Annotated in this window: 19 protein-coding genes and 1 pseudogene; 12 read left to right on the forward strand and 8 right to left on the reverse strand. The window is 70.5% G+C overall.

Annotation, left to right across the window (positions count from 1 at the left end; all coding sequences use genetic code 11):
- Nucleotides 1–122: 122 nt before the first annotated feature.
- Together C2142_RS23510 and C2142_RS23515 are read left to right on the forward strand one after the other, a co-directional pair.
- Nucleotides 123–608: a hypothetical protein gene (locus tag C2142_RS23510; RefSeq protein ID WP_206670999.1), complete on the forward strand. Its 486-nt coding sequence runs from the start codon at nt 123–125 to the stop codon at nt 606–608.
- Nucleotides 609–676: 68 nt separating this feature from the next.
- On the forward strand, nt 677–1,558 hold the full coding sequence (locus tag C2142_RS23515; protein WP_148644465.1) for a phosphotransferase: 882 nt from the start codon (nt 677–679) through the stop codon (nt 1,556–1,558).
- 152 nt (nt 1,559–1,710) lie between these two features.
- Here C2142_RS23515 and C2142_RS40305 read toward each other — a convergent pair whose 3' ends face one another.
- A complete protein-coding gene (locus tag C2142_RS40305) occupies nt 1,711–1,962 on the reverse strand; it encodes a hypothetical protein (protein WP_241003257.1) in 252 nt (83 codons plus the stop codon).
- A gap of 79 nt (nt 1,963–2,041) precedes the next feature.
- On the opposite strand from C2142_RS40305, the gene C2142_RS23525 reads away from it, so the two are divergent.
- Complete coding sequence (locus C2142_RS23525; protein ID WP_241003258.1) at nt 2,042–2,257, forward strand: hypothetical protein; 216 nt, start codon at nt 2,042–2,044, stop codon at nt 2,255–2,257.
- 73 nt (nt 2,258–2,330) lie between these two features.
- Here the strand turns inward: C2142_RS23525 and C2142_RS23530 are convergent, their stop codons facing one another.
- The 4 genes from C2142_RS23530 to sdhC are packed head-to-tail and all read right to left on the reverse strand — an operon-like array spanning nt 2,331 to nt 5,780.
- Nucleotides 2,331–3,104 (reverse strand): succinate dehydrogenase iron-sulfur subunit, encoded by a 774-nt coding sequence (locus C2142_RS23530; RefSeq protein WP_148644466.1) that lies wholly within the window; start codon nt 3,102–3,104, stop codon nt 2,331–2,333.
- The gene (sdhA, locus tag C2142_RS23535) at nt 3,104–4,846 is read right to left on the reverse strand and encodes a succinate dehydrogenase flavoprotein subunit (RefSeq protein ID WP_148644467.1); all 1,743 of its coding nucleotides are present in this window, start codon (nt 4,844–4,846) and stop codon (nt 3,104–3,106) included. The genes C2142_RS23530 and sdhA overlap by 1 nt, the downstream gene beginning before the upstream one ends.
- Before the next feature lie 53 nt (nt 4,847–4,899).
- Nucleotides 4,900–5,391 (reverse strand): succinate dehydrogenase hydrophobic membrane anchor subunit, encoded by a 492-nt coding sequence (locus C2142_RS23540; protein ID WP_148644468.1) that lies wholly within the window; start codon nt 5,389–5,391, stop codon nt 4,900–4,902.
- Nucleotides 5,392–5,399: 8 nt separating this feature from the next.
- A complete protein-coding gene (sdhC, locus tag C2142_RS23545; protein ID WP_148644469.1) occupies nt 5,400–5,780 on the reverse strand; it encodes a succinate dehydrogenase, cytochrome b556 subunit in 381 nt (126 codons plus the stop codon).
- A 253-nt stretch (nt 5,781–6,033) separates the two neighbouring features.
- Here sdhC and C2142_RS23550 point away from each other — a divergent pair, with 253 nt between their 5' ends.
- Nucleotides 6,034–6,795 carry a hypothetical protein gene (locus C2142_RS23550; RefSeq protein ID WP_148644470.1) on the forward strand — a complete coding sequence of 254 codons (762 nt, stop codon included), beginning with the start codon at nt 6,034–6,036 and terminating at the stop codon, nt 6,793–6,795.
- Between the two features lie 7 nt (nt 6,796–6,802).
- Here C2142_RS23550 and C2142_RS23555 read toward each other — a convergent pair whose 3' ends face one another.
- From C2142_RS23555 to C2142_RS23565, 3 genes are all read right to left on the reverse strand, one after another.
- Nucleotides 6,803–7,288, reverse strand: coding sequence for a 2-oxo-4-hydroxy-4-carboxy-5-ureidoimidazoline decarboxylase (locus tag C2142_RS23555; protein ID WP_148644471.1), 486 nt, complete (start codon nt 7,286–7,288; stop codon nt 6,803–6,805).
- A 294-nt stretch (nt 7,289–7,582) separates the two neighbouring features.
- On the reverse strand, nt 7,583–9,229 hold the full coding sequence (locus C2142_RS23560; protein WP_148644472.1) for an alpha/beta hydrolase: 1,647 nt from the start codon (nt 9,227–9,229) through the stop codon (nt 7,583–7,585).
- 69 nt (nt 9,230–9,298) lie between these two features.
- Complete coding sequence (locus C2142_RS23565) at nt 9,299–10,039, reverse strand: SDR family oxidoreductase (protein WP_148644473.1); 741 nt, start codon at nt 10,037–10,039, stop codon at nt 9,299–9,301.
- Nucleotides 10,040–10,177: 138 nt separating this feature from the next.
- Here C2142_RS23565 and C2142_RS23570 point away from each other — a divergent pair, with 138 nt between their 5' ends.
- The 8 genes and pseudogenes from C2142_RS23570 to C2142_RS23605 all read left to right on the forward strand — a co-directional run bounded on the left by C2142_RS23570 (nt 10,178) and on the right by C2142_RS23605 (nt 20,631).
- Complete coding sequence (locus C2142_RS23570; RefSeq protein ID WP_148644474.1) at nt 10,178–11,767, forward strand: methylmalonyl-CoA mutase family protein; 1,590 nt, start codon at nt 10,178–10,180, stop codon at nt 11,765–11,767.
- Between the two features lie 189 nt (nt 11,768–11,956).
- Entirely contained in the window at nt 11,957–13,231 is a 1,275-nt protein-coding gene (locus C2142_RS23575; RefSeq protein ID WP_148644475.1) for an amidohydrolase, read from the forward strand.
- A gap of 233 nt (nt 13,232–13,464) precedes the next feature.
- Nucleotides 13,465–14,523, forward strand: a complete 1,059-nt coding sequence (locus tag C2142_RS23580; protein WP_148644476.1) for a BMP family ABC transporter substrate-binding protein — start codon at nt 13,465–13,467, stop codon at nt 14,521–14,523.
- A 252-nt stretch (nt 14,524–14,775) separates the two neighbouring features.
- Nucleotides 14,776–16,401 carry an ABC transporter ATP-binding protein gene (locus tag C2142_RS23585; RefSeq protein ID WP_277347340.1) on the forward strand — a complete coding sequence of 542 codons (1,626 nt, stop codon included), beginning with the start codon at nt 14,776–14,778 and terminating at the stop codon, nt 16,399–16,401.
- A 4-nt stretch (nt 16,402–16,405) separates the two neighbouring features.
- Nucleotides 16,406–17,569 (forward strand): ABC transporter permease, encoded by a 1,164-nt coding sequence (locus C2142_RS23590; protein WP_148644477.1) that lies wholly within the window; start codon nt 16,406–16,408, stop codon nt 17,567–17,569.
- On the forward strand, nt 17,566–18,831 hold the full coding sequence (locus tag C2142_RS23595) for an ABC transporter permease (protein ID WP_148644478.1): 1,266 nt from the start codon (nt 17,566–17,568) through the stop codon (nt 18,829–18,831). Before C2142_RS23590 ends, C2142_RS23595 begins: the two co-directional genes overlap by 4 nt.
- On the forward strand, nt 18,828–19,229 hold the full coding sequence (locus C2142_RS23600; protein WP_148644479.1) for a cytidine deaminase: 402 nt from the start codon (nt 18,828–18,830) through the stop codon (nt 19,227–19,229). The genes C2142_RS23595 and C2142_RS23600 overlap by 4 nt, the downstream gene beginning before the upstream one ends.
- Nucleotides 19,230–19,358: 129 nt before the next feature.
- A pseudogene (locus tag C2142_RS23605) lies at nt 19,359–20,631 on the forward strand (thymidine phosphorylase).
- Nucleotides 20,632–20,642 lie beyond the last annotated feature (11 nt).

Consider the following 20,642-nt stretch of genomic DNA (forward strand, 5'->3'; position numbering starts at 1 on the left):
GGCCCCACAGACCCCGTCCGCAGCGAGCGACCTGAACAGGGTCGCCGACTGCGAGGAACGGGTAACGAAATCCCAACCCGCATAGGCGGGTTGGGCCCGAACCAGAGCTAGGAGAGTCCGCAGTGACTTCGATCAGCACGGAACGGATCATCGGCCGGTCCCTGGTGGACCCGGCGCTGTTCGGGCGCTTGGCGGCCCGAATCGTCAAGGACGAGGACATGGACCAGGCGCTTGCCGAGCGCGTTACGGACCAGGCCCTTGCTTTCCTGGGGGCGTGCGCCGTCAATCCCAACGCCGGACTGTCCCCGTCGGGCCTGGTGGACATCGGGTGGCACACGTTCATCCTGCACACCGTGGACTACGCCGAGTTCTGTCGCTCGGTGGCCGGGCGATTCCTGCACCACGTCCCGACCAACGGCCGGGACGAGTCCACCAAGGGTGTGAGCATCGCCGCCACGGTGGCCATCATCGAGGCCAGCGGGTACGCCGTGGACTCCGAACTGTGGAGCATGTCCGCCGACTGCTCCGAGGGCAGCGGGGGCGACGGTAGCGACACCAGCGGAAGCGGCAACTGCGCGCAGTGCCACCGTGGTTGCCACAGCAGCTAGGAACTGATCTTCGGCCCGCCCCCTCTGCCATCCGGAGCGGGGCGGGCCCCAATCCAAAGGACCGCACGATGGGCTACGCCTGGAACGATCTGCCGTTCGAGCTGCGGACAGGCATTGAAGGGCAGACCGGTGCGGTGACCGGCGCTGAACCGCCGACGGCGGGGACTGTCTCGGACTTCGCCGCCACCTTGGAAACGACCGGTGGACAGGTGTTCTGCAAGGCTGTCCGCGAGGACAACACCAAGGCATGGATGCACCGCCTTGAGTCGGTCGTGAACACCGTGCTCCCGCCGAACATCGCCCCCCGCATGCTGTGGAAGGTCGAGGCCGCCGGATGGCTGGCCCTCGGCTTCGAGCGCGCTCCGGGCAGGCACGCGGACCTATCTCCGGGTTCGGCCGATCTGCCGCTGGTCGCGCAAACGCTGGAAACGCTCGCCGAGACGCTGACTCCGGCCCCGCCCCTGCGGGCATTCAGCCTGGCCGACCGGTGGTCCGGTCAGGACTTCTGGCACAAGCTGGGCGACCAACACCGTGACCGGCTCGACTCGTGGACGATGGAACGGCTGGACACACTGATCCTGGCCGAACGCGAAGCACCCGACCTGATCGACGGCAAGACCCTGGTACACACCGACCTGACCGGCCCCAACATGCTCGTGGACGGCCACACGGTGCGGGTCATCGACTGGGCATTCCCCGCCCCCGGTTCACCATGGGCCGACACGGCATACGTGGTCATCCGACTGATCGAGGCAGGGCACGCCCCCGCCGACGCAGAGAAGTGGGCCGACAGCGTGTCCATGTGGCGCGAAGCCTCCCCGAGGCCCGTCACGGCCTTCGGAGCGATCCTCACCGGCTTGTGGACCAGCCGCGCCGTCGAAACCCCGGGCGCGCCGTGGGACGGGCTCAGCGCCAACGGGCTGGCCTGGCTGCGCCACCGACTGAGGTAGCTAACCCCTGACCGGCCCGGCTGCCTACGTCCCCCGTGAGGTGGCTGGGCCCCTTGCTCCCGCTGCCGGGGAAGGCACGCCGAGCGCAGCGGGAGCGCCCTGTCCGTGCGCTTCCCCCGTGGCGCATGGGCGGGGCTGCTGCATGCGGTCCCCTACTTGTCGGCGCGACGGGCCGCGAGAATGCCCCGGAGGCCGATGACGCCGACGGCCGTACCGAGGAAGAATGAGGTCACGGCGAGCAGCAGATGGACCCAGAAGAAGGCAGTGGGCTGCGAGTGGTCGCCGTTCACGAACGCTTGCCCGCCGGAGTCCTTCCAGAGGTTCTTAGCGAAGGTCGACCAGATCACCCAAGACCACACGCCGAACGCTGCCAGGAACCAGGAGACGGGACGGCTGAGCTTCATGGGGATGTCCTTCATGCGGGGGAGGCGGTCCCTCCAGTATGTGGCGTGTACCCGTCCGGCCTGCCTTGGGGGTGCCTCGATTCTCCTGGGTAGCTTCCCTTCAACGACCTTCGTCAAGAACCTCTGGAAGGACTCCGGCGGCCAGGCCTTCACCAACGGCGACCACTCCCAGCCCACCGCCTTCTTCTGGATCCACCTCCTGCTCGCCGTGACCTCCTTCGTCCTCGGCGTCGCCGTCGGCGCCGTCGGCGTCCGCGGCCTGCGCGCCACCCGCCGCGAGCCGGCCGCCGGCTGACGGCGGCCGCCCGGAACGACCGAGGGCCCGTCCGATCACAGGATCGGACGGGCCCTCGGTGTTCGGCGGTGGATCAGAAGCGGCGGGTGACCAGCGCCCGCTTCACTTCCTGGATCGCCTTGGTGACCTCGATGCCGCGCGGGCAGGCCTCGGAGCAGTTGAAGGTGGTCCGGCAACGCCAGACGCCCTCACGGTCGTTGAGGATCTCCAGCCGCTGCTCGGCACCCTCGTCACGCGAGTCGAAGATGAAGCGGTGCGCGTTGACGATCGCGGCCGGGCCGAAGTACTGGCCGTCGTTCCAGAAGACCGGGCAGGACGACGTGCACGCGGCGCACAGGATGCACTTGGTGGTGTCGTCGAAGCGCTCGCGGTCCTCGGCGGACTGCAGGCGCTCACGCGTCGGGTCGTTCCCCTTGGTGATGAGGAACGGCATGACGTCCTTGTACGCCTGGAAGAACGGGTCCATGTCCACGACCAGGTCCTTGAGGACCGTGAGGCCCTTGATGGCCTCGACCGTGATCGGCTTCTCCGGGTTGACGTCCTTGATCAGGGTCTTGCACGCCAGCCGGTTGCGGCCGTTGATCCGCATCGCGTCGGAGCCGCAGATGCCGTGCGCGCAGGAACGGCGGTAGGTGAGGGTGCCGTCCTGCTCCCACTTGATCTTGTTGAGCGCGTCCAGGACGCGCTCCTTCGGGTCCAGGGTCAGCTGGTAGTCGACCCACACCGGGTCCGGGTGCTCCTCCGGGTTGAACCGGCGGATCCGGAAGGTGACGGTGATCAGCTGGACACCGCCCGCCTCGGCCGCGTCCAGAGCGGCCGAGTGCTTCTCCACAGTCGGAGTGCTCATCAGTACTTACGCTCCATCGGCTGGTAGCGGGTCGTGACGACCGGCTTGTAGTCGAGGCGGATGGAGGTGGTGCCGTCCTCGGCAACCTCCTGGTACGCCATGGTGTGCTGCATGAACTTCACGTCGTCACGGGTCGGGAAGTCCTCGCGGTAGTGGCCGCCGCGCGACTCCTCGCGGGCCAGCGCGGAGACCGCCAGCACCTCGGCCAGGTCGAGCAGGTTGCCCAGCTCGACGGCCTCCAGCAGGTCCGTGTTGTAACGGAAGCCCTTGTCCTGGATGGCGACGTTCTTGTACCGCTCACGCAGCGCGGCGATGTCCTCGACCGCCTGCTTCAGCGTGGCGCCGGTGCGGTAGACCATGGCGTTGGTGTCCATGGTCTCCTGCAGCTCCTTGCGGATCTGCGCCACGGACTCGGTGCCGGTGGACTCGCGCAGGCCGTCGACCAGCGCCTGCACCTTCTCGGCCGGGTTCTCGGGCAGCTCGGTGAAGTCCACCGTCTGCGCGTAGTCGGCGGCGGCGATGCCGGCCCGCTTGCCGAAGACGTTGATGTCCAGCAGCGAGTTGGTGCCCAGGCGGTTGGCGCCGTGCACGGACACGCAGGCGACCTCGCCGGCCGCGTACAGGCCCGGGACGATGTCGGTGTTGTTGCGCAGGACCTCACCCTCGACGTTGGTCGGGATGCCGCCCATGGCGTAGTGCGCGGTGGGCTGGATCGGGATCGGGTCCGTGTAGGGCTCGATGCCGAGGTAGGTGCGCGCGAACTCGGTGATGTCCGGGAGCTTGGCGTCCAGCTGCTCCGGCGGCAGGTGGGTGAGGTCCAGGTAGACGTGGTCGCCGTCCGGACCGCAGCCGCGGCCTTCGCGGATCTCGGTGTAGATCGCGCGGGAGCAGACGTCACGGGACGCGAGGTCCTTCATGACGGGGGCGTAGCGCTCCATGAAGCGCTCGCCGTCCTTGTTGCGCAGGATGCCGCCCTCGCCGCGGGCGCCCTCGGTGAGCAGGATGCCCATGCGCCAGATGCCCGTCGGGTGGAACTGGAAGAACTCCATGTCCTCCAGCGGCAGGCCGCGGCGGTAGACCAGGGCCTGGCCGTCACCGGTGAGGGTGTGGGCGTTGGAGGAGACCTTGAAGAACTTGCCGGTGCCGCCGGAGGCGAACACGACCGACTTGGCCTGGAAGACGTGGATCTCGCCGGTGGCCAGCTCGTAGGCGACGACGCCGGCCGTCTGGCCCTCGTTGATCAGCAGGTCGAGGACGTAGAACTCGTTGAAGAACTCGACACCGTGCTTGACGCAGTTCTGGAACAGCGTCTGGAGGATCATGTGGCCGGTGCGGTCGGCCGCGTAGCAGGAGCGGCGGACCGGGGCCTCGCCGTGGTTGCGGGAGTGGCCGCCGAAGCGGCGCTGGTCGATCCGGCCCTGCTCGGTGCGGGAGAAGGGCAGGCCCATCTTCTCCAGGTCGAGGACGGCGTCGATGGCCTCCTTGCACATGATCTCGGCGGCGTCCTGGTCGACCAGGTAGTCACCACCCTTGACCGTGTCGAAGGTGTGCCACTCCCAGTTGTCCTCCTCGACGTTGGCGAGGGCGGCGCACATGCCGCCCTGGGCCGCGCCGGTGTGGGACCGGGTGGGGTAGAGCTTGGTCAGCACCGCGGTGCGGCTGCGCTGGGTCGACTCGATGGCCGCGCGCATGCCGGCGCCGCCGGCGCCGACGATGACGGTGTCGTACTGGTGAATCTGCATGGGGGGTTAACTCGCCTCTGGCCTCTGCCGATTGCCGATTAAATGCTGAGTCGTCAGATGTTGGGGTCGAAGGTGAAGATCACCAGGGTGCCGAGCAGCACGGTGAAGACCGTGGCGGCGCCCATGAGGCCCTTCAGCCAGAGCCGGGTGGAGTCCTTCTCGGCGTAGTCGTTGATGACCGTCCGCATGCCGTTGGCGCCGTGCAGCATGGCGAGCCAGAGCATCAGGAGGTCCCAGCCCTGCCAGAACGGCGAGGCCCAGCGGCCGGCCACGAAGGCGAAGCCGATCTTCGAGACGCCGCCGTCGAGCACCAGCATGATCAGCAGGTGGCCGAGGATCAGCACCACGAGGACGATGCCGGACAGGCGCATGAAGAGCCAGGCCAGCATCTCGAAGTTGGTGCGGGTGCGGCGCGGGGTCTTCTTGGTCCGCTGGCGGGCCGGCTCGATGACGAACTCGTCCGCCGGGTTGCCGGTGCCGAGACCCTTGCCGGTGTGCGCCTGGACGGAGGGGACCACCAGGGCGTCGGAGATTTCCGTGGACATGTCTCAGATCACTTCCCGAACCAGGTGAGCAGGGTGTGTTCGAGGATGTTGTAGAAGGAGCCGGCCAGCAGGACGACCCACACCCCGACCACGGTCCAGAGCATCTGCTTCTGGTACTTCGGGCCCTTCGACCAGAAGTCGACGGCGACGACCCGCAGGCCGTTGAGAGCGTGGAACAGGATGGCGGCCACCAGGCCGTACTCCATCAGGTTCACCAGCGGCGTCTTGTACGTCTGAATGACGGAGTCGTACGCCTCGGGCGACACTCGCACCAGCGCGGTGTCCAGGACATGAGCGAACAGGAAGAAGAAGATGAGGACGCCGGTGACTCGATGAGCCACCCAGCTCCACATGCCTTCCCGGCCGCGGTACAACGTTCCAGCCGGCACGGAAAAACCCTCCGGAAGCGATTGGGGGCTCGGCCGGCTTCGGTGTCGGTCAGCCCGGCCGGGTACGGTCCACCGGCCGCGAGCATCCTATCGACGCCGTCTCGGTAACCGCCTCCGGGGGCCCGAGGTGTGATCAATCAGGCACGACTGGCCTAGTCGGGCGGGAACTGCGCTCCGTTCGGGGACCCAGGGTGACCGTCCGGTTGCGCTACGGTGGCGGCCCCTCCCGCGCCGACACCCTGCCGAGGCCGCCGTGCCGCTCCGCCAGCCCCGCCCGTCCGCCCCCGCCGTCGTCTGCGCCCTGCTGCTCGTGGCGGGCTGCACCACGGTCGGCGGCTCCGCCGACCGGGCCGGGCCGGGGCGCGAGCTGTCCGCCGCCGAGCTGCGGGCGGCCGCGGTGGCCGACGCCGACCTGGGGCCCGGCTACACGGTGACGGTGATGACGTCGGGGCACGGTGAGACCGGGTCGGGCGGTGCGCGGGAGGTCTCCGGCCTGCCGGCCTGCCAGCCGCTGCTGGACGCGGTGACCCCGGCCGTTCCGCCGGGCGCCGCCTCGGCCTCTCCCGGGCCGGGGGCCCCGTACGCCGAGACCGATCTGGGGGTGGCGCGCGCGGCGGACCCGCAGGGCGGCGTGTACGGGGGGCTGCTCGGTTACCGGGCCGGGCGGGCGGCGCAGCTCCAGGCGGAGCTGGAGAAGCTGTTCGGCCCGTGCGCCTCGTTCACCTCCACCGCGCCGCCGCCGGTGGACAAGGCGCGCAAGGGCGTGCGGACCAGGTACCGGCTGAGCCGGGAGGACGCGCCCACGCCCGGGGGAGCCGACGCGGTGACCGGGTTCACCCTGACGAATGAATCGGGTTCGGTGATGCTCTCCCGGCGTGCGGTGCTGGTCCGGGTCGGCCCGGCGCTGGCGGTCTTCACCACGGTGGGCGTCGGCGCGGAGCCGGCCACGGCACCGGACGAGCGGATCGTCCGGCAGCAGGTGGCGAAGCTCCGCGCCGCGCAGGCGAAGAGGTGAGCCGGGTTCAGCGCGCGCCGGCCTCCGAGTGGGTGGCGACCAGGTGCTCCAGCCGGGTCAGGGCGATCCGGCGCAGCTCGTCCGAGGCGATCAGCCGCTCCTCGTCCGGGTCGTTGGCCAGCCGGGTGCGGATGGAGGTGAGCACGGTGTCGAGCATCTCCTCGGGGGCGACGCCCTCCAGGCAGACCACGAAGACGTGCCCGAACCGCGCCTCGTACGCGGCGTGGGCCGCCCGCAGCGCGGTGTGCGCAGCCTGGCTGCCGGGGGCGCGCATGCCGAGGAGCGGCTGCGGCATCCAGCTCTCGTCCGCCAGCGCCTCGGCGAGGTCCGCCGGGCGCAGGTCGTAGGAGGCCTCGCTGGCGGCGGCCAGCAGGGACTCTATGTCGGGGTAGGGCCGGTGCGCGGTGAGCCGCAGGGCCCAGCGGTGGCTGCCGCAGCAGGCCAGGAGGGCCTCCTCGGCGGCGCCGGCGTCGGCCTCGTTGAAGCGGTGCAGTCCGAGGAGAGTCGGCTCGGAGCTGGGATCGAGCCGCTGCGGCGGGATGTCGCTGGCCAGCGGGTCCTCCTCGTGAGGGCGGGAAGGTGCCGGTGAAAGGGGAGGTGGAGCAGGTGAAGTATCGGACTGCGGGGCGGCGTCCAGCGCCCGCCGGGCAGTGACTCAACGGTAGTTGAGCAGTCATCAGTTGGGGAGGGCGCACGCGGAATTCATCCGATCGAGCTATCAAGTTGTGACGTTGACACCTCGGTGTCAGCGCCCTCCCCGTCCTCATCTGCTAATAACGCCGGCATCTCAGGAACAACGCGTCCCGGCCGCCGGCAGCTTGCCGTCGACCAGGTAGGCCTCCAGTGCGGCGTCGATGCAGGTGTTCCCCTTGCCGAACGCGCCGTGGCCCTCGCCCACCCGGGTCAGCAGGGTGGCGGCGGCGAAGCCCTTGGCCAGCGCCTCGGCGGAGGCGTACGGGGTGGCCGGGTCGCCGGTGGAGCCGACGACCAGGATCGGGTCGGCGCCCTCGGCGCGGATCGTGTGCGCCTTCTCCGGGGTCTTGAACGGCCAGTACGCGCAGCCCGGCTCGCTGTAGTCGTCCACCGTGACGCCCCTGGAGAACAGCGGGGCCTCGGCCTGGAGCTTGGCCACGGCCTGCTGGGCCTTCTCGGGGGTCGGGGCCGGGGCGGCGTTGTCGGCGCACCTGATCGCGCCGTTCGCCTCCTCCATCGCGTTGTAGTGGCCCTTCGCGTCACGGCCGTTGTACTCGTCCGCGAACGCCAGCAGGGCGTCGGCCTTGTTGGCGACCATCGCCCAGCCGAGCGCGTTGCGCAGGTACTGCCAGGTCGTCTTCTCGTCGCCGTACAGCAGCTGGGTGGTGCCGGTCCAGGCGAGGTCCCGGCCGAGCTTGCGGCCGTCCTTGGCGGTCATCGGGTGGTCGTGCAGGCCGTCGAGGAAGTCGGCCGCCTTCTTGGCGGCCTTGGCCGGGTCCTTGCCGAGCGGGCACTCGGCGGCGTGGTTCTGCACGCAGTCGGCGGCGAAGCGCTCGAAGGACTTCTCGAAGCCGACCTGCTGGTCGATGCCGTGGTCCAGCTGGTCCTGGGCGGGGTCGACGGCGCCGTCCAGGATGAGCCGGCCGGCGTTCTTCGGGAACTCCTCGGCGTAGACCGCGCCGAGGTAGGTGCCGTAGGAGACGCCGAGGTAGTTCAGCTTCTTGTCGCCGACGGCCGCGCGCAGCACGTCCAGGTCCCGGGCGGTGTTGCGGGTGCCGACGAAGGGCAGCAGCTTGCCGGACTTGGCCTGGCAGGCCGCGGCGTGCTCGGTGGCGTTCTTGACGTGCTCGGCCTTGCGGACCGCAGGGTCGAGCGGGTCGTCGGCCTCGTTGCGGGCGTCCTTCTGCTTGTCGTCGAAGCAGACGACCGGCGAGCTGTCGCCGGTGCCGCGGGGGTCGAAGCCGATCACGTCGAAGCGGTTGTGCAGGGCGCCGTCGAAGTCCTTGGCGCCGTACTTGACCATCTCGATGCCCGAGGCGCCGGGGCCGCCCGGGTTGACCATCAGCGAGCCGACCTTCTGGTCCGGCTTGGCGGCCGGCAGCTTGATCATCGCGATGTCGAGGGCGTCGGCGGCGGGGTGGGTGTAGTCGAGCGGGACGTGCAGCTTGCCGCAGAGCAACCCGGATATGTCGATCTTGGCCTGCTCGGCCTGGGGGTCGGCCGGGCAGGCGGCCCAGGCGATCTGCTGGCCGTAGAAGGACTTGAGCGCCGGGTCGTCCGCCCCGGTGGGCGTCGGCGTCGGCGTCGGGGTCGCCGTCGGGGTGGCGGCCGGGGAGGTGGCCCCGGCGGCCTGGTCCTGGGCGGGCTTGGTGCTGTCGTTGCAGGCGGAGCTGAGGAGCAGGGTGCCGGCCGCGAGTGCGGTCAGCAGAACCCGCGGGCGGGAGGCCCGGAGAGATTTCATCGCACGTATGTACCACTCTGGGGTGACACGTCCGATCACTGCCCCCCCGGGCTGCCCGCCCGTCCTGCGTCAGGCCCGGTGCACCTTGTGGTTGGCGGCCTGGGCGCGCGGGCGGACCACCAGCAGGTCGATGTTGACGTGCGGGGGCCGGGTGACCGCCCAGGCGACGGTGTCCGCGACGTCCTCCGAGGTCAGCGGCTCGGCGACGCCCGCGTACACGGCCGCCGCCTTCTCCTCGTCACCCCGGAACCGGGTCACCGCGAAGCCCTCGGACCGCACCATGCCGGGCGCGATCTCGATCACCCGGATCGGCTCGCCGCACAGCTCCAGCCGCAGCGTCGCCGCGATGGTGTGCGCCGCGTGCTTGGCCGCCACGTAGCCGCCGCCGCCCTCGTAGGCGGTCAGCGCGGCGGTGGAGGAGAGGACGAGGACGGTGCCGTCGCCGCTCGCCCGCAGCGCCGGCAGCAGGGCCTGCGTCATGTGCAGCACGCCGAGCACGTTGACCTCGTACATCGCCAGCCAGTCGGCCGGGTCGCCGGTCTCCACCGACTCGGCGCCGATCGCCCCGCCGGCGTTGTTGACCAGCACGTCCACCCGGCCGATCGCGGCCGCGAAGGCGTCCACGGCCGCCCGGTCGGTGACGTCCAGGGTGTACGCCCGGCCGCCGGTCTCCTTGGCCAGGGCCTCGATCCGGTCGGTCCGGCGGGCGGTCAGCACCACGTCGAAGCCCTCGGCGGCGAGCCGGCGGGCGGTCGCGGCGCCGATCCCGCTGCTCGCACCAGTGACCACGGCCACCTTCTGTTCGGTCATTGCCACTCCTCGGAAGCGTGGGGTCGGAAGCGATTCGGTCGCTCACCCGATCATCTCAACGGTGTCGGCGCCGCCCGTCACCGCCTAGATTCGAAAGGGACGAGTGTGCACCGCCCCGCCGATCCCGCGGAGGACACCATGGCAGCCGAGCCGCGCCGCACCGAGTCGGGCTTCCCGTTCGCACCGCTCTACGGCCCCGGGGACCTGGCCGGCTGGGACCCGCGGGAACGCCTCGGCAGCCCGGGGGAGTACCCGTACACCCGGGGCGTCTACCCGACGATGTACACCGGCCGGCCGTGGACGATGCGCCAGTACGCCGGCTTCGGCACCGCCGCCGAGTCCAACGCCCGCTACCGCCAGCTGATCGCCGGCGGCGGCACCGGTCTCTCGGTCGCCTTCGACCTGCCCACCCAGATGGGCTACGACTCGGACGCCCGGATCGCGGCCGGCGAGGTCGGCAAGGTCGGGGTGGCGATCGACAGCGTCGAGGACATGGGCGTCCTGTTCGACGGCATCCCGCTGGGCGAGGTCTCCACCTCGATGACCATCAACGCGCCCGCCGGCCTGCTGCTGCTCCTGTACCAGCTGGTCGGCGAGGCCCAGGGCGTCGCGCCGGCCCGGCTGACCGGCACCGTGCAGAACGACGTGCTGAAGGAGTACATCGCCCGCGGCACCTACATCTTCCCGCCGAAGCCCTCGCTGCGGCTGGTCGCGGACGTGTTCCGGTACTGCCGGGCCGAGATCCCCCGCTGGAACACCATCTCGATCTCGGGCTACCACATGGCCGAGGCCGGGGCGGGCCCCGCGCAGGAGATCGCCTTCACCCTCGCCAACGGCATCGCGTACGTGCGCACCGCCGTCGCGGCCGGCATGGCGGTCGACGACTTCGCGCCCCGGCTCTCCTTCTTCTTCGTGGCCCGCACCACCCTGCTGGAGGAGGTGGCCAAGTTCCGCGCCGCCCGCCGGATCTGGGCCCGCGTCATGCGCGAGGAGTTCGGCGCGCAGGACCCGCGCTCGCAGATGCTCCGCTTCCACACCCAGACCGCCGGGGTGCAGCTGACGGCGCAGCAGCCCGAGGTCAACCTCGTCCGGGTCTCGGTGCAGGCGCTGGCGGCGGTGCTCGGCGGCACCCAGTCGCTGCACACCAACGGCTTCGACGAGGCGATCGCGCTGCCCACCGAGAAGTCCGCCCGGCTGGCGCTGCGCACCCAGCAGGTACTCGCCCACGAGACCGACGTCACCGCCACCGTCGACCCCTTCGCGGGCTCGTACGTGGTCGAGTCGCTGACCGACGAGGTGGAGGCCGCCGCCCTCGCCCTGATGGCCAGGGTCGAGGAGCTGGGCGGCGCGGTGGCCGCGATCGAGGCCGGCTACCAGAAGGCCGAGATCGAGCGCACGGCCTACCGCGTCCAGCAGGAGACCGACTCGGGCGAGCGGACGGTCGTCGGCGTCAACCGCTTCCGGCTGGACGCCGAGGAGCCGTACCAGCCGCTGCGGGTGGACCCCGCGATCGAGGAGCAGCAGGCCGGGCGGCTGGCCCGGTTGCGGGCCGGGCGGGACTCCTCGGCGGTCGCCCGCTCGCTCGGCGCGCTGCGCCGGGCGGCCGGGGGGCGCGACAACGTGCTGTACCCGATGAAGGAGGCGCTGGCCGCCCGGGCCACGCTCGGCGAGGTCTGCGACGCGCTGCGCGAGGTGTGGGGGACGTACACGCCGGACGAGCGGTTCTGAAGGATCGTCACACCGCCGCGGCGCGGGCCGTGACCGCCGGCGCGGGCGGTCGTTGCACAGGACACGCAACCCGGGGAAGGCGGCTAAAACGAGATGTCATACCCACCTGCTCGGCCGGTATGCGCCCATCCGGGGACTACTTTCGGGGAAGTCGGGCCAAATCCCCCCAACAGGCCTACTCTTGTTGAGATGAACCGTCCTGAGTCCGCCCAGTCGGCCGTCACGCTCACCGCTGCCCGCCCCTCCGCAGACCTGCGCGGCCGGGTCAGGGCGCTGGAGCCGGAGCTGATCGCCTTCCGCCGCGATTTGCACCGGCACCCGGAGCTGGGACGCCAGGAGTTCCGCACCACCGGCCTGCTGCGCGACCGGCTGACGGCGGCGGGCCTGGCCCCCCGGGTGCTGCCCGGCGGCACCGGGATGACCGTGGACATCGTCCCGGACGGGACCCCGCGCGGCGCCGAGTTCCTGGCGTTCCGCGCCGACATCGACGCGCTGCCGATCGACGACGCCAAGACGGACGTCCCGTACCGCTCGACCGTCCCCGGCCGGGCGCACGCCTGCGGCCACGACGTGCACACCTCCGTGGTGCTGGGCACCGCCCTGGTGCTGGCGGAGGCCGCTCGCACCGGCGAGCTGCGCCGGCCCGTCCGGCTGGTCTTCCAGCCGGCCGAGGAGGTCATGCCGGGCGGGGCGCTGGACGTGATCAACGCCGGCGGGATGGACGGCGTCGGCCGGATCTTCGCGGTGCACTGCGACCCCAAGGTGGAGGCCGGGCGGATCGGGCTGCGCACCGGGGCGATCACCTCGGCCTGCGACCGGCTGGTGCTGCACCTGGACGGCCCGGGCGGTCACACCGCCCGCCCGCACCTGACCACCGACCTGGTGACGGCGATCGCCCGGATGGCCGCCGACCTGCCGGCCGCGCTGGGCCGCCGGATGGACCCGCGCTGGGGCGTCAGCCTGGTCTGGGGCCGGATCGCCTCCGGCTCCGCGCCCAACGTGATCCCGCAGCACGCCGAGCTGGAGGGCACCGTCCGCTGCCTGGACCTGGCCGGCTGGCGCGAGGCGCCGGACCAGCTGCACGAGCTGATCGCCAAGCTGGCCGAGACCTACCGGGCGAAGTGGACGCTCGACTACCACCGCGGGGTGCCGCCGGTGGTCAACGAGGCGGTCTCGGTGGGTCTGCTGGAGGCCGCCATGACGGCCCGGTTCGGCCAGGACGGCCGCCAGGTGGTGGAGGAGACCGAGCAGAGCCTGGGCGGCGAGGACTTCTCCTGGTACCTGGAGCACGCCCCGGGTGCGCTGGCCCGGCTGGGCGTCCGCGCCCCCGGCGACGCCACCGTGCGCGACCTGCACCAGGGCCGTTTCGACGTGGACGAGCGGGCGATCGGGATCGGCGTGGAGCTGTTCGTGGCGTTGGCGCTGGACGGGGGGCCCGGCGGGCGGCAGGTGGACGGGGAGTAAGGCTCACAGCGGCCCGGTTTGCCTGAAGTCTGGCTTTATGTCCGGTTACGTAAACTGGGCTGGGCCAGTTTCAGTCACCGTCCGCCAGGGGAGAGGGGAGCCGGGATGGTTGTCAGACCACGGTTTGATAACAACCCGAATGCTCCGGCGGCCCGTAACACAACCGTGTTCTACGCGCGTTACGGTGGCGTCCGACCACGCTAATCGGGTGCGTGTGAGAAGGAGATATTCCCTTGCGCCGTTCAACTAAGCTCGCCGCGGTTGTGCTCTCGGGTTCCCTGGGCATTGCCTCGCTCGCCGCTTGCGGCGCAAAGAGCAACGACACCAACACCTCCTCGGGCTCCTCCGAGGGCGGCCTGAAGGTCGGCATGGCCTACGACATCGGCGGCCGTGGCGACCAGTCGTTCAACGACTCCGCCGCCCGTGGCCTCGACAAGGCCAAGGCCGACCTCGGCGTCTCCGTCACCGAGGCCGACGCCAAGACCGGTGAGGCCGAGGCCGACAAGGAGACCCGCCTCAAGAACCTGGTCACCTCCGGGTACAACCCGATCATCGCGGTCGGCTTCGTGTACCAGGCCGCGGTCGAGAAGGTCGCCAAGGAGAACCCGAACACCAAGTTCGCGATCATCGACTCGGCCTCCGACACCCAGCCGAGCAACGTCACCTCGCTGACGTTCTCGGAGCAGGAGGGCTCGTACCTGGCCGGCGTGGCCGCCGCCCTCAAGAGCAAGACCAAGCACATCGGCTTCATCGGCGGCGTGCAGTCCGAGCTGATCAAGAAGTTCGAGGCGGGTTACAAGGCCGGCGCGAAGTCCGTCACCCCGGACATCGCGATCGAGACCACCTACCTCACCACGCCCCCGGACTTCTCCGGCTTCAACTCGCCCGACAAGGGCAAGGAGGCCGCGAACGGCCAGCTGGACAAGGGCGCGGACGTCATCTACTCCGCGGCCGGCTCCTCCGGCAACGGCTCCATCGAGGCCGTCGCCAACGCCGGCAAGCTGGCCATCGGCGTCGACTCCGACCAGGCCGCCCAGCCGGCCCTGGCGAAGTACAAGAACAGCATCCTCACCTCGATGGTGAAGAACGTCGACAAGGCCGTCTACGCCTACATCGAGTCCGCCAAGAAGGGCTCCCCCTTCACCGGCGTGAAGAACTTCGACCTGAAGGCCGACGGCGTCTCGCTCGCCACCACCGGCGGCAAGATCGACGACATCCAGGGCAAGCTCAACGACGCCGCCACCGCCATCAAGAGCGGCGCCACCACCGTCCCGACCGACCCGTCCAAGTAAGGACGCGGCGGGACGTCGCTGCCGCTGCCACCTGCCCGGCAGCGCAATGATTGACACGGCATCAGGGAGGGGCCCGGCAGGGTGCGCTCAGTGCGCACCCCCGGGCCCCGTCCTGTACCTCATCGTTTTTTCTTGGCCCTCCAGCGCAACGACGCGCCTCCAGACCACCAGGAGATCGCCATCACCGCATCCGACCCTGCCCTCAACAAGGGCGGTACCCCCAGCGCGGGGACGGCGACACCGGCCGTCGAACTGCGCGGCATCACCAAGCGCTTCCCCGGTGTCGTGGCCAACCACGACATCAACCTCACCGTCCGCACCGGCACCGTGCACGCCCTCATGGGTGAGAACGGCGCCGGCAAGTCGACGCTGATGAAGATCCTCTACGGCATGCAGAAGCCGGACGAGGGCACCATCGCGATCAACGGCGAGCTGTGCGAGTTCAACACCCCGGGCGAGGCCATCGCGCGCGGCATCGGCATGGTGCACCAGCACTTCATGCTCGCCGACAACCTGACCGTCTGGGAGAACGTCGTCCTCGGCGGCGAGAAGCTCTACGGCATCGGCGCCAAGGCCAAGGCGAAGATCAAGGAGCTCTCCGACCAGTACGGGCTGGGCGTGCGCCCGGACGCCCTGGTCGAGGACCTCGGCGTGGCCGACCGCCAGCGGGTCGAGATCCTCAAGGTGCTCTACCGCGGCGCCAAGATCCTCATCCTCGACGAGCCCACCGCGGTGCTCGTCCCGCAGGAGGTCGACGCGCTCTTCGACAACCTGCGCGAGCTCAAGGCCGAGGGCGTCACCGTCATCTTCATCTCGCACAAGCTGCACGAGGTGCTGGCGGTGGCGGACGCGATCAGCGTCATCCGGCGCGGCACCACGGTCGGCGACGCCGACCCGGGCACCGTCTCGGCGCGCCAGCTCGCCGAGATGATGGTCGGCGCCGAGCTGCCCTCCCCGGAGAGCCGCGAGTCGACCGTCACCACCAACGAGATGCTCGACGTCCAGGGCCTGCGGATCGCCAAGACCGACGCCGAGGGCATCGAGCGCGTGGTGCTGGACGACATCTCGCTGCGCATCCACAAGGGCGAGATCCTCGGCATCGCCGGCGTCGAGGGCAACGGCCAGGCCGAACTGGTCGAGGCCATCATGGGCATGCTCCCGCTGGACGGCGGGACGGTCACCCTGGACGGCAAGGACCTCTCCGGCTCGCTCACCCGCTCCCGCCGCGAGGCCGGCATCGGGTACATCCCCGAGGACCGCCACCGGCACGGCCTGCTGCTGGAGGCCCCGCTCTGGGAGAACCGGATCCTCGGCCACGTCACCGAGAGCCCGAACTCCAGGGGCGTGCTGCTCGACCCGGCCGCCGCCCGCAGGGACACCCAGCGGATCGTCGACGAGTACGACGTCCGCACCCCCGGCATCGAGGTCACCGCGGCCTCCCTCTCCGGCGGCAACCAGCAGAAGCTGATCATCGGCCGCGAGATGAGCCACCAGCCCAAGCTGCTGATCGCCGCCCACCCCACCCGCGGTGTGGACGTCGGCGCGCAGGCGCAGATCTGGGAGCACATCCGGACCGCCCAGCGGGCCGGCCTCGCGGTGCTGCTGATCTCCGCCGACCTGGACGAGCTGATCGGCCTCTCCGACACCATCCGGGTGATCTACCGCGGCCGTCTGGTCGCCGATGCCGACCCGGCCACCGTCACCGCCGAGGACCTGGGTACCGCCATGACCGGTGCGGCCCGCGGCCACATCGAGTCCGAGGCGGACGCCGTGGAGGAGTTCCACGCCACCCTGGCCGAGGGCACCGAGGCCGCCGCAGGGGACGACGCCCCGTCCGAGACCCCCACCGACACCGCCGACCCGCAGGCGGGGGAGTAGCCACATGACCAGTCCCAACCCCGCCGCCCCCGCGGCCAAGAGCTCGCTGGCGCAGCGGTTCAGCGTCGAGAAGATCGTGCTCGCCCTCGCGGCGCCGGTGCTCGCCGTCGTGCTGTCGGTGGCGATCTGCTCGGTCCTGCTGGCGACCTCGGGCAAGAACCCGTTCGACGCCTGGAACGTGATGGTCACGTTCGGCACCAAGGCCGACGGCCAGGTGCTGATCCTGAACCGGGCCACCACGTACTACCTGGCCGCCGCGGCCGCCGCGTTCGGCTTCCGGATGAACCTCTTCAACATCGGTGTCGAGGGCCAGTACAAGGTCGCGGCGCTGTTCGCGGCGTACGTCGGCAGCCGGCTCGACCTGCCGTCGTTCATCCAGATCCCGCTGCTGCTGATCACCGCCATGCTGGTCGGCGGCCTGTACGCGAGCATCGCCGGTCTGCTGAAGGTCTTCCGCGGCGTCAGCGAGGTCATCTCGACCATCATGCTGAACGCGATCGCGATCGCCATCGTCGGTCTGCTGCTCGTCCCCGGCATCTTCGCGCCGGAGAAGGGCGGCACCACCAACGCGATCCAGACCGCCCCGGTCTCGCAGTCCAGCCACTTCTTCGCGCTGGACACCAACGGCGGCCCGCTCTACGGCTTCCTCTTCATCGCGATCCTGGTCGGCGTGGCGTTCCAGTTCACCCTGACCCGCACCCGCTTCGGCTTCGACCTGCGGGCCACCGGCCGCTCGGAGTCCGCGGCCACCGCGTCCGGCGTGAACGTCAAGCGCATGATCGTCATCTCGATGCTGGTCTCCGGCGCGCTGGCCGGCCTGATCGGCCTGCCCGAGCTGCTGCAGAACTCGTACTACTTCGGCCAGAGCTTCCAGCCCGGCCTCGGCTTCCTGGGCATCTCGGTCGCACTGCTGGGCCGCAACAGCCCGATCGGCATGGCCTTCTCGGCGCTGCTCTTCTCCTTCCTGGACACCACCGGCGCGCTGCTGCCGAACCAGGGCGGGTTCCCGCAGGAGATCGTCCCGGTCATGCAGGGCACCATCGTCATCTGCGTCGTCGTCGCGTACGAGCTGGTGCGCCGTTACGGCCTCAAGCGCCAGCAGCAGAAGGTCGGCGCCGAACTCGCCGCCCAGGCCGCCGCCAACGAGAAGAAGGAGGTGTCGGCATGAGTACCGCCACCGCTGCCCGTGCGAAGGCGCCGGGCGCCCCCGCCAAGAAGCGCAAGATGTCCTGGCCCGTGGTGCTGCTGCTGATCGCCGGCGCCCTGGTCCTCTTCTCCGCCGTGGGCGTGGCCACCGGCAACCACTCGCTGACCTCCTCCGGGCAGGTCACCGCCGCGCTGAGCGCCGCCGTGCCGATCGGCATGGCCGGTCTCGGCGGTCTCTGGTCCGAGCGGGCCGGCGTGGTCAACATCGGTCTCGAAGGCATGATGGTCGCCGGCACCTTCTGCGGCGCCTGGGCCGGCTACCTGTACAACCCGTGGGTCGGCCTGCTGGCCGGCATGCTCGGCGGCGCGCTCGGCGGCCTGCTGCACGCCGTCATCACCGTCACCTTCGGCGTCGACCACATCGTCTCCGGTGTCGGTATCAACCTGCTGATCCCCGGCATCTGCGCGTACGTCAACCGGATCTACTACAAGGACTACATCTCCGTCGGCGCCGGTGCGAACCAGTCCCCGCCGGCCGATCCGCTGCCGTACATCACCATCCCCGGTCTCTCCTCGTGGCTGAAGGACATCGAGACCAACCACTGGTTCCTGGTCTCCGACGTCGCGGGTGTGCTCGGCGGCCTGGTCACCAACATCTCCGTGGTGGTGCCGCTGGCCGGTGCGCTGATCGTGGCCACCTACTTCATCCTCTGGCGCACGGTGTTCGGCCTGCGCCTGCGCTCCTGCGGCGAGAACCCGACCGCGGCCGAGTCGCTGGGCGTCAACGTCTACAAGTACAAGTACTACGCGGTCGTCGCCTCCGGTGCCTTCGCGGGCCTCGGCGGTGCGTACCTCTCGCTGGTCGCCGCGCACTTCTACAAGGACGGCCAGACCCTCGGCCGGGGCTTCATCGGCCTCGCGGCGATGATCTTCGGCAACTGGCTGCCGGGCGGCCTCGCCATGGGCGCCGGCCTGTTCGGCTTCACCGACAGCCTCCAGCTCCGTGACCCGGAGTCGGTGCACGTGCTGATCCTGACGGTCGCGATCGCGATGTTCCTGCTCGCGTTCTGGCACGTGTACCGCCGGAAGCTCACCTCCGCGGCGATCACCTTCGTGGTCTCCGGCGGCCTGTTCGCCTGGTACGCGACCACCGACGAGGTGCAGCGCCCGCTGATCGTCGCCACGCCGTACGTGATCACCCTGGTGGTGCTCTCGCTGGCCTCGCAGCGGCTGCGGATGCCGAAGGCGGACGGCCAGATCTACCGCAAGGGCGAGGGCAAGTGACGTCCGCGGCGACCCCGGCGGTCGACTGGGAGGCGCTGCGCGCGGCCGCGCGGGAGGCGATGGGCCACGCCTACGCCCCGTACAGCAAGTTCCCGGTCGGCGCGGCGGCGCTGGTCGACGACGGGCGGCTGGTCACCGGCTGCAACGTGGAGAACGCCTCGTACGGGCTCGGCCTCTGCGCCGAGTGCGGCCTGGTCTCCGCGCTGTACGCGAGCGGCGGCGGCCGGCTGACCGCGTTCACCTGTGTGGACGGGGACGGCCAGCTGCTGATGCCGTGCGGCCGTTGCCGCCAGCTGCTGTACGAGCACGGCGGTCCGGACCTGCTGATCGAGCTGCCGTCCGGCGTGAAGCCGATGGGTGACGTCCTGCCCGACGCGTTCGGGCCGGAGCGGCTCTAGTCTTTGCCTTTGTTACGCGCGTAGAGTGTCGCGAGTGGGTCGTAATCCGGCCACCTCGCGACACTCTTCGCTTTTCACAGCCTTTCGAACTCACAGCTTTCGAACCCCTCCGGTAGCAATGGAGCAGCCATGGACGCCATCTCCGTCATCAGGACCAAGCGCGACCGCGGAGAGCTGAGCGACGCTCAGATCGACTGGGTCATCGACGCCTACACCCGCGGCCACGTCGCCGACGAGCAGATGTCCGCCCTCGCCATGGCCATCCTGCTCAACGGCATGAACCTGCGGGAGATCAGCCGCTGGACCGACGCGATGATCCGCTCCGGCGTCCGGATGGACTTCTCCTCGCTGGCGCAGCCGACCAGCGACAAGCACTCCACCGGCGGCGTCGGCGACAAGATCACCCTGCCGCTCGCCCCGCTGGTCGCCGCCTGCGGCGCCGCCGTCCCGCAGCTCTCCGGCCGCGGCCTCGGCCACACCGGCGCTCGACAAGCTGGAGTCCATCCCCGGCTGGCGCGCCCTGCTCTCCAACGAGGAGATGCTCCAGGTGCTGCGCGACGCCGGCGCGGTGATCTGTGCGGCCGGCGACGGCCTCGCCCCCGCCGACAAGAAGCTGTACGCCCTGCGCGACGTCACCGGCACCGTCGAGGCGATCCCGCTGATCGCCTCCTCGATCATGTCCAAGAAGATCGCCGAGGGCACCGGCGCGCTGGTGCTGGACGTCAAGGTCGGATCCGGCGCCTTCATGAAGAACCTCGACGACGCCCGTGAGCTGGCCCGCACCATGGTCGGCCTCGGCACCTCGGCCGGCGTCAACACCGTCGCCCTGCTCACCGACATGTCCACCCCGCTCGGCCTCACCGCGGGCAACGCGCTGGAGGTCCGCGAGTCGGTCGAGGTGCTGGCCGGCGGCGGCCCCGCCGACGTCGTCGAGCTGACCGTCGCCCTGGCCCGCGAGATGCTCGCCGCGGCCGGCGTGCACGGCAAGGACCCGGCCGACGCGCTGCGCGACGGCTCCGCGATGGACCACTGGCGCCGCATGATCGCCGCCCAGGGCGGCGACGTCGACGCCCCGCTGCCCGTCGCCCGCGAGCAGCACGTCATCACCGCCCCGGCCTCGGGCGTCCTCACCACGCTGGACGCGTACGCCGTCGGCGTCTGCGCCTGGCGCCTCGGCGCGGGCCGCGCCCGCAAGGAGGACCCGGTGCAGGCCGGCGCCGGCGTCGAGATGCACGCCAAGCCCGGCGACACCGTGGTGGCCGGCCAGCCCCTGCTGACCCTGCACACCGACACCCCCGAGCGCTACGACTACGCCGTCGAGGCGCTCGCCGGCGGCATCGAGGTCTCCCCGGCCGGCACGGCGTTCACCCCGAACCCGATCGTGCTGGACCGGATCGCGTGAGCCGCACGTCT

Source organism: Streptomyces sp. CB01881 (genome assembly GCF_002953255.1).
Classification (GTDB): Bacteria; Actinomycetota; Actinomycetes; order Streptomycetales; family Streptomycetaceae; genus Kitasatospora.

What these genes read in the sequence shown, in the direction of transcription:
- C2142_RS40305 (WP_241003257.1), bottom strand. Translation starts at nt 1,962, where the DNA reads ATGAAGCTCAGCCGTCCCGTCTCCTGGTTCCTGGCAGCGTTCGGCGTG.
- C2142_RS23590 (WP_148644477.1), top strand. Translation starts at nt 16,406, where the DNA reads ATGACCAGTCCCAACCCCGCCGCCCCCGCGGCCAAGAGCTCGCTGGCG.
- C2142_RS23595 (WP_148644478.1), top strand. Translation starts at nt 17,566, where the DNA reads ATGAGTACCGCCACCGCTGCCCGTGCGAAGGCGCCGGGCGCCCCCGCC.
- C2142_RS23565 (WP_148644473.1), bottom strand. Translation starts at nt 10,039, where the DNA reads ATGACCGAACAGAAGGTGGCCGTGGTCACTGGTGCGAGCAGCGGGATC.
- C2142_RS23570 (WP_148644474.1), top strand. Translation starts at nt 10,178, where the DNA reads ATGGCAGCCGAGCCGCGCCGCACCGAGTCGGGCTTCCCGTTCGCACCG.
- C2142_RS23560 (WP_148644472.1), bottom strand. Translation starts at nt 9,229, where the DNA reads ATGAAATCTCTCCGGGCCTCCCGCCCGCGGGTTCTGCTGACCGCACTC.
- C2142_RS23530 (WP_148644466.1), bottom strand. Translation starts at nt 3,104, where the DNA reads ATGAGCACTCCGACTGTGGAGAAGCACTCGGCCGCTCTGGACGCGGCC.
- C2142_RS23575 (WP_148644475.1), top strand. Translation starts at nt 11,957, where the DNA reads ATGAACCGTCCTGAGTCCGCCCAGTCGGCCGTCACGCTCACCGCTGCC.
- sdhA (WP_148644467.1), bottom strand. Translation starts at nt 4,846, where the DNA reads ATGCAGATTCACCAGTACGACACCGTCATCGTCGGCGCCGGCGGCGCC.
- C2142_RS23515 (WP_148644465.1), top strand. Translation starts at nt 677, where the DNA reads ATGGGCTACGCCTGGAACGATCTGCCGTTCGAGCTGCGGACAGGCATT.
- C2142_RS23540 (WP_148644468.1), bottom strand. Translation starts at nt 5,391, where the DNA reads ATGTCCACGGAAATCTCCGACGCCCTGGTGGTCCCCTCCGTCCAGGCG.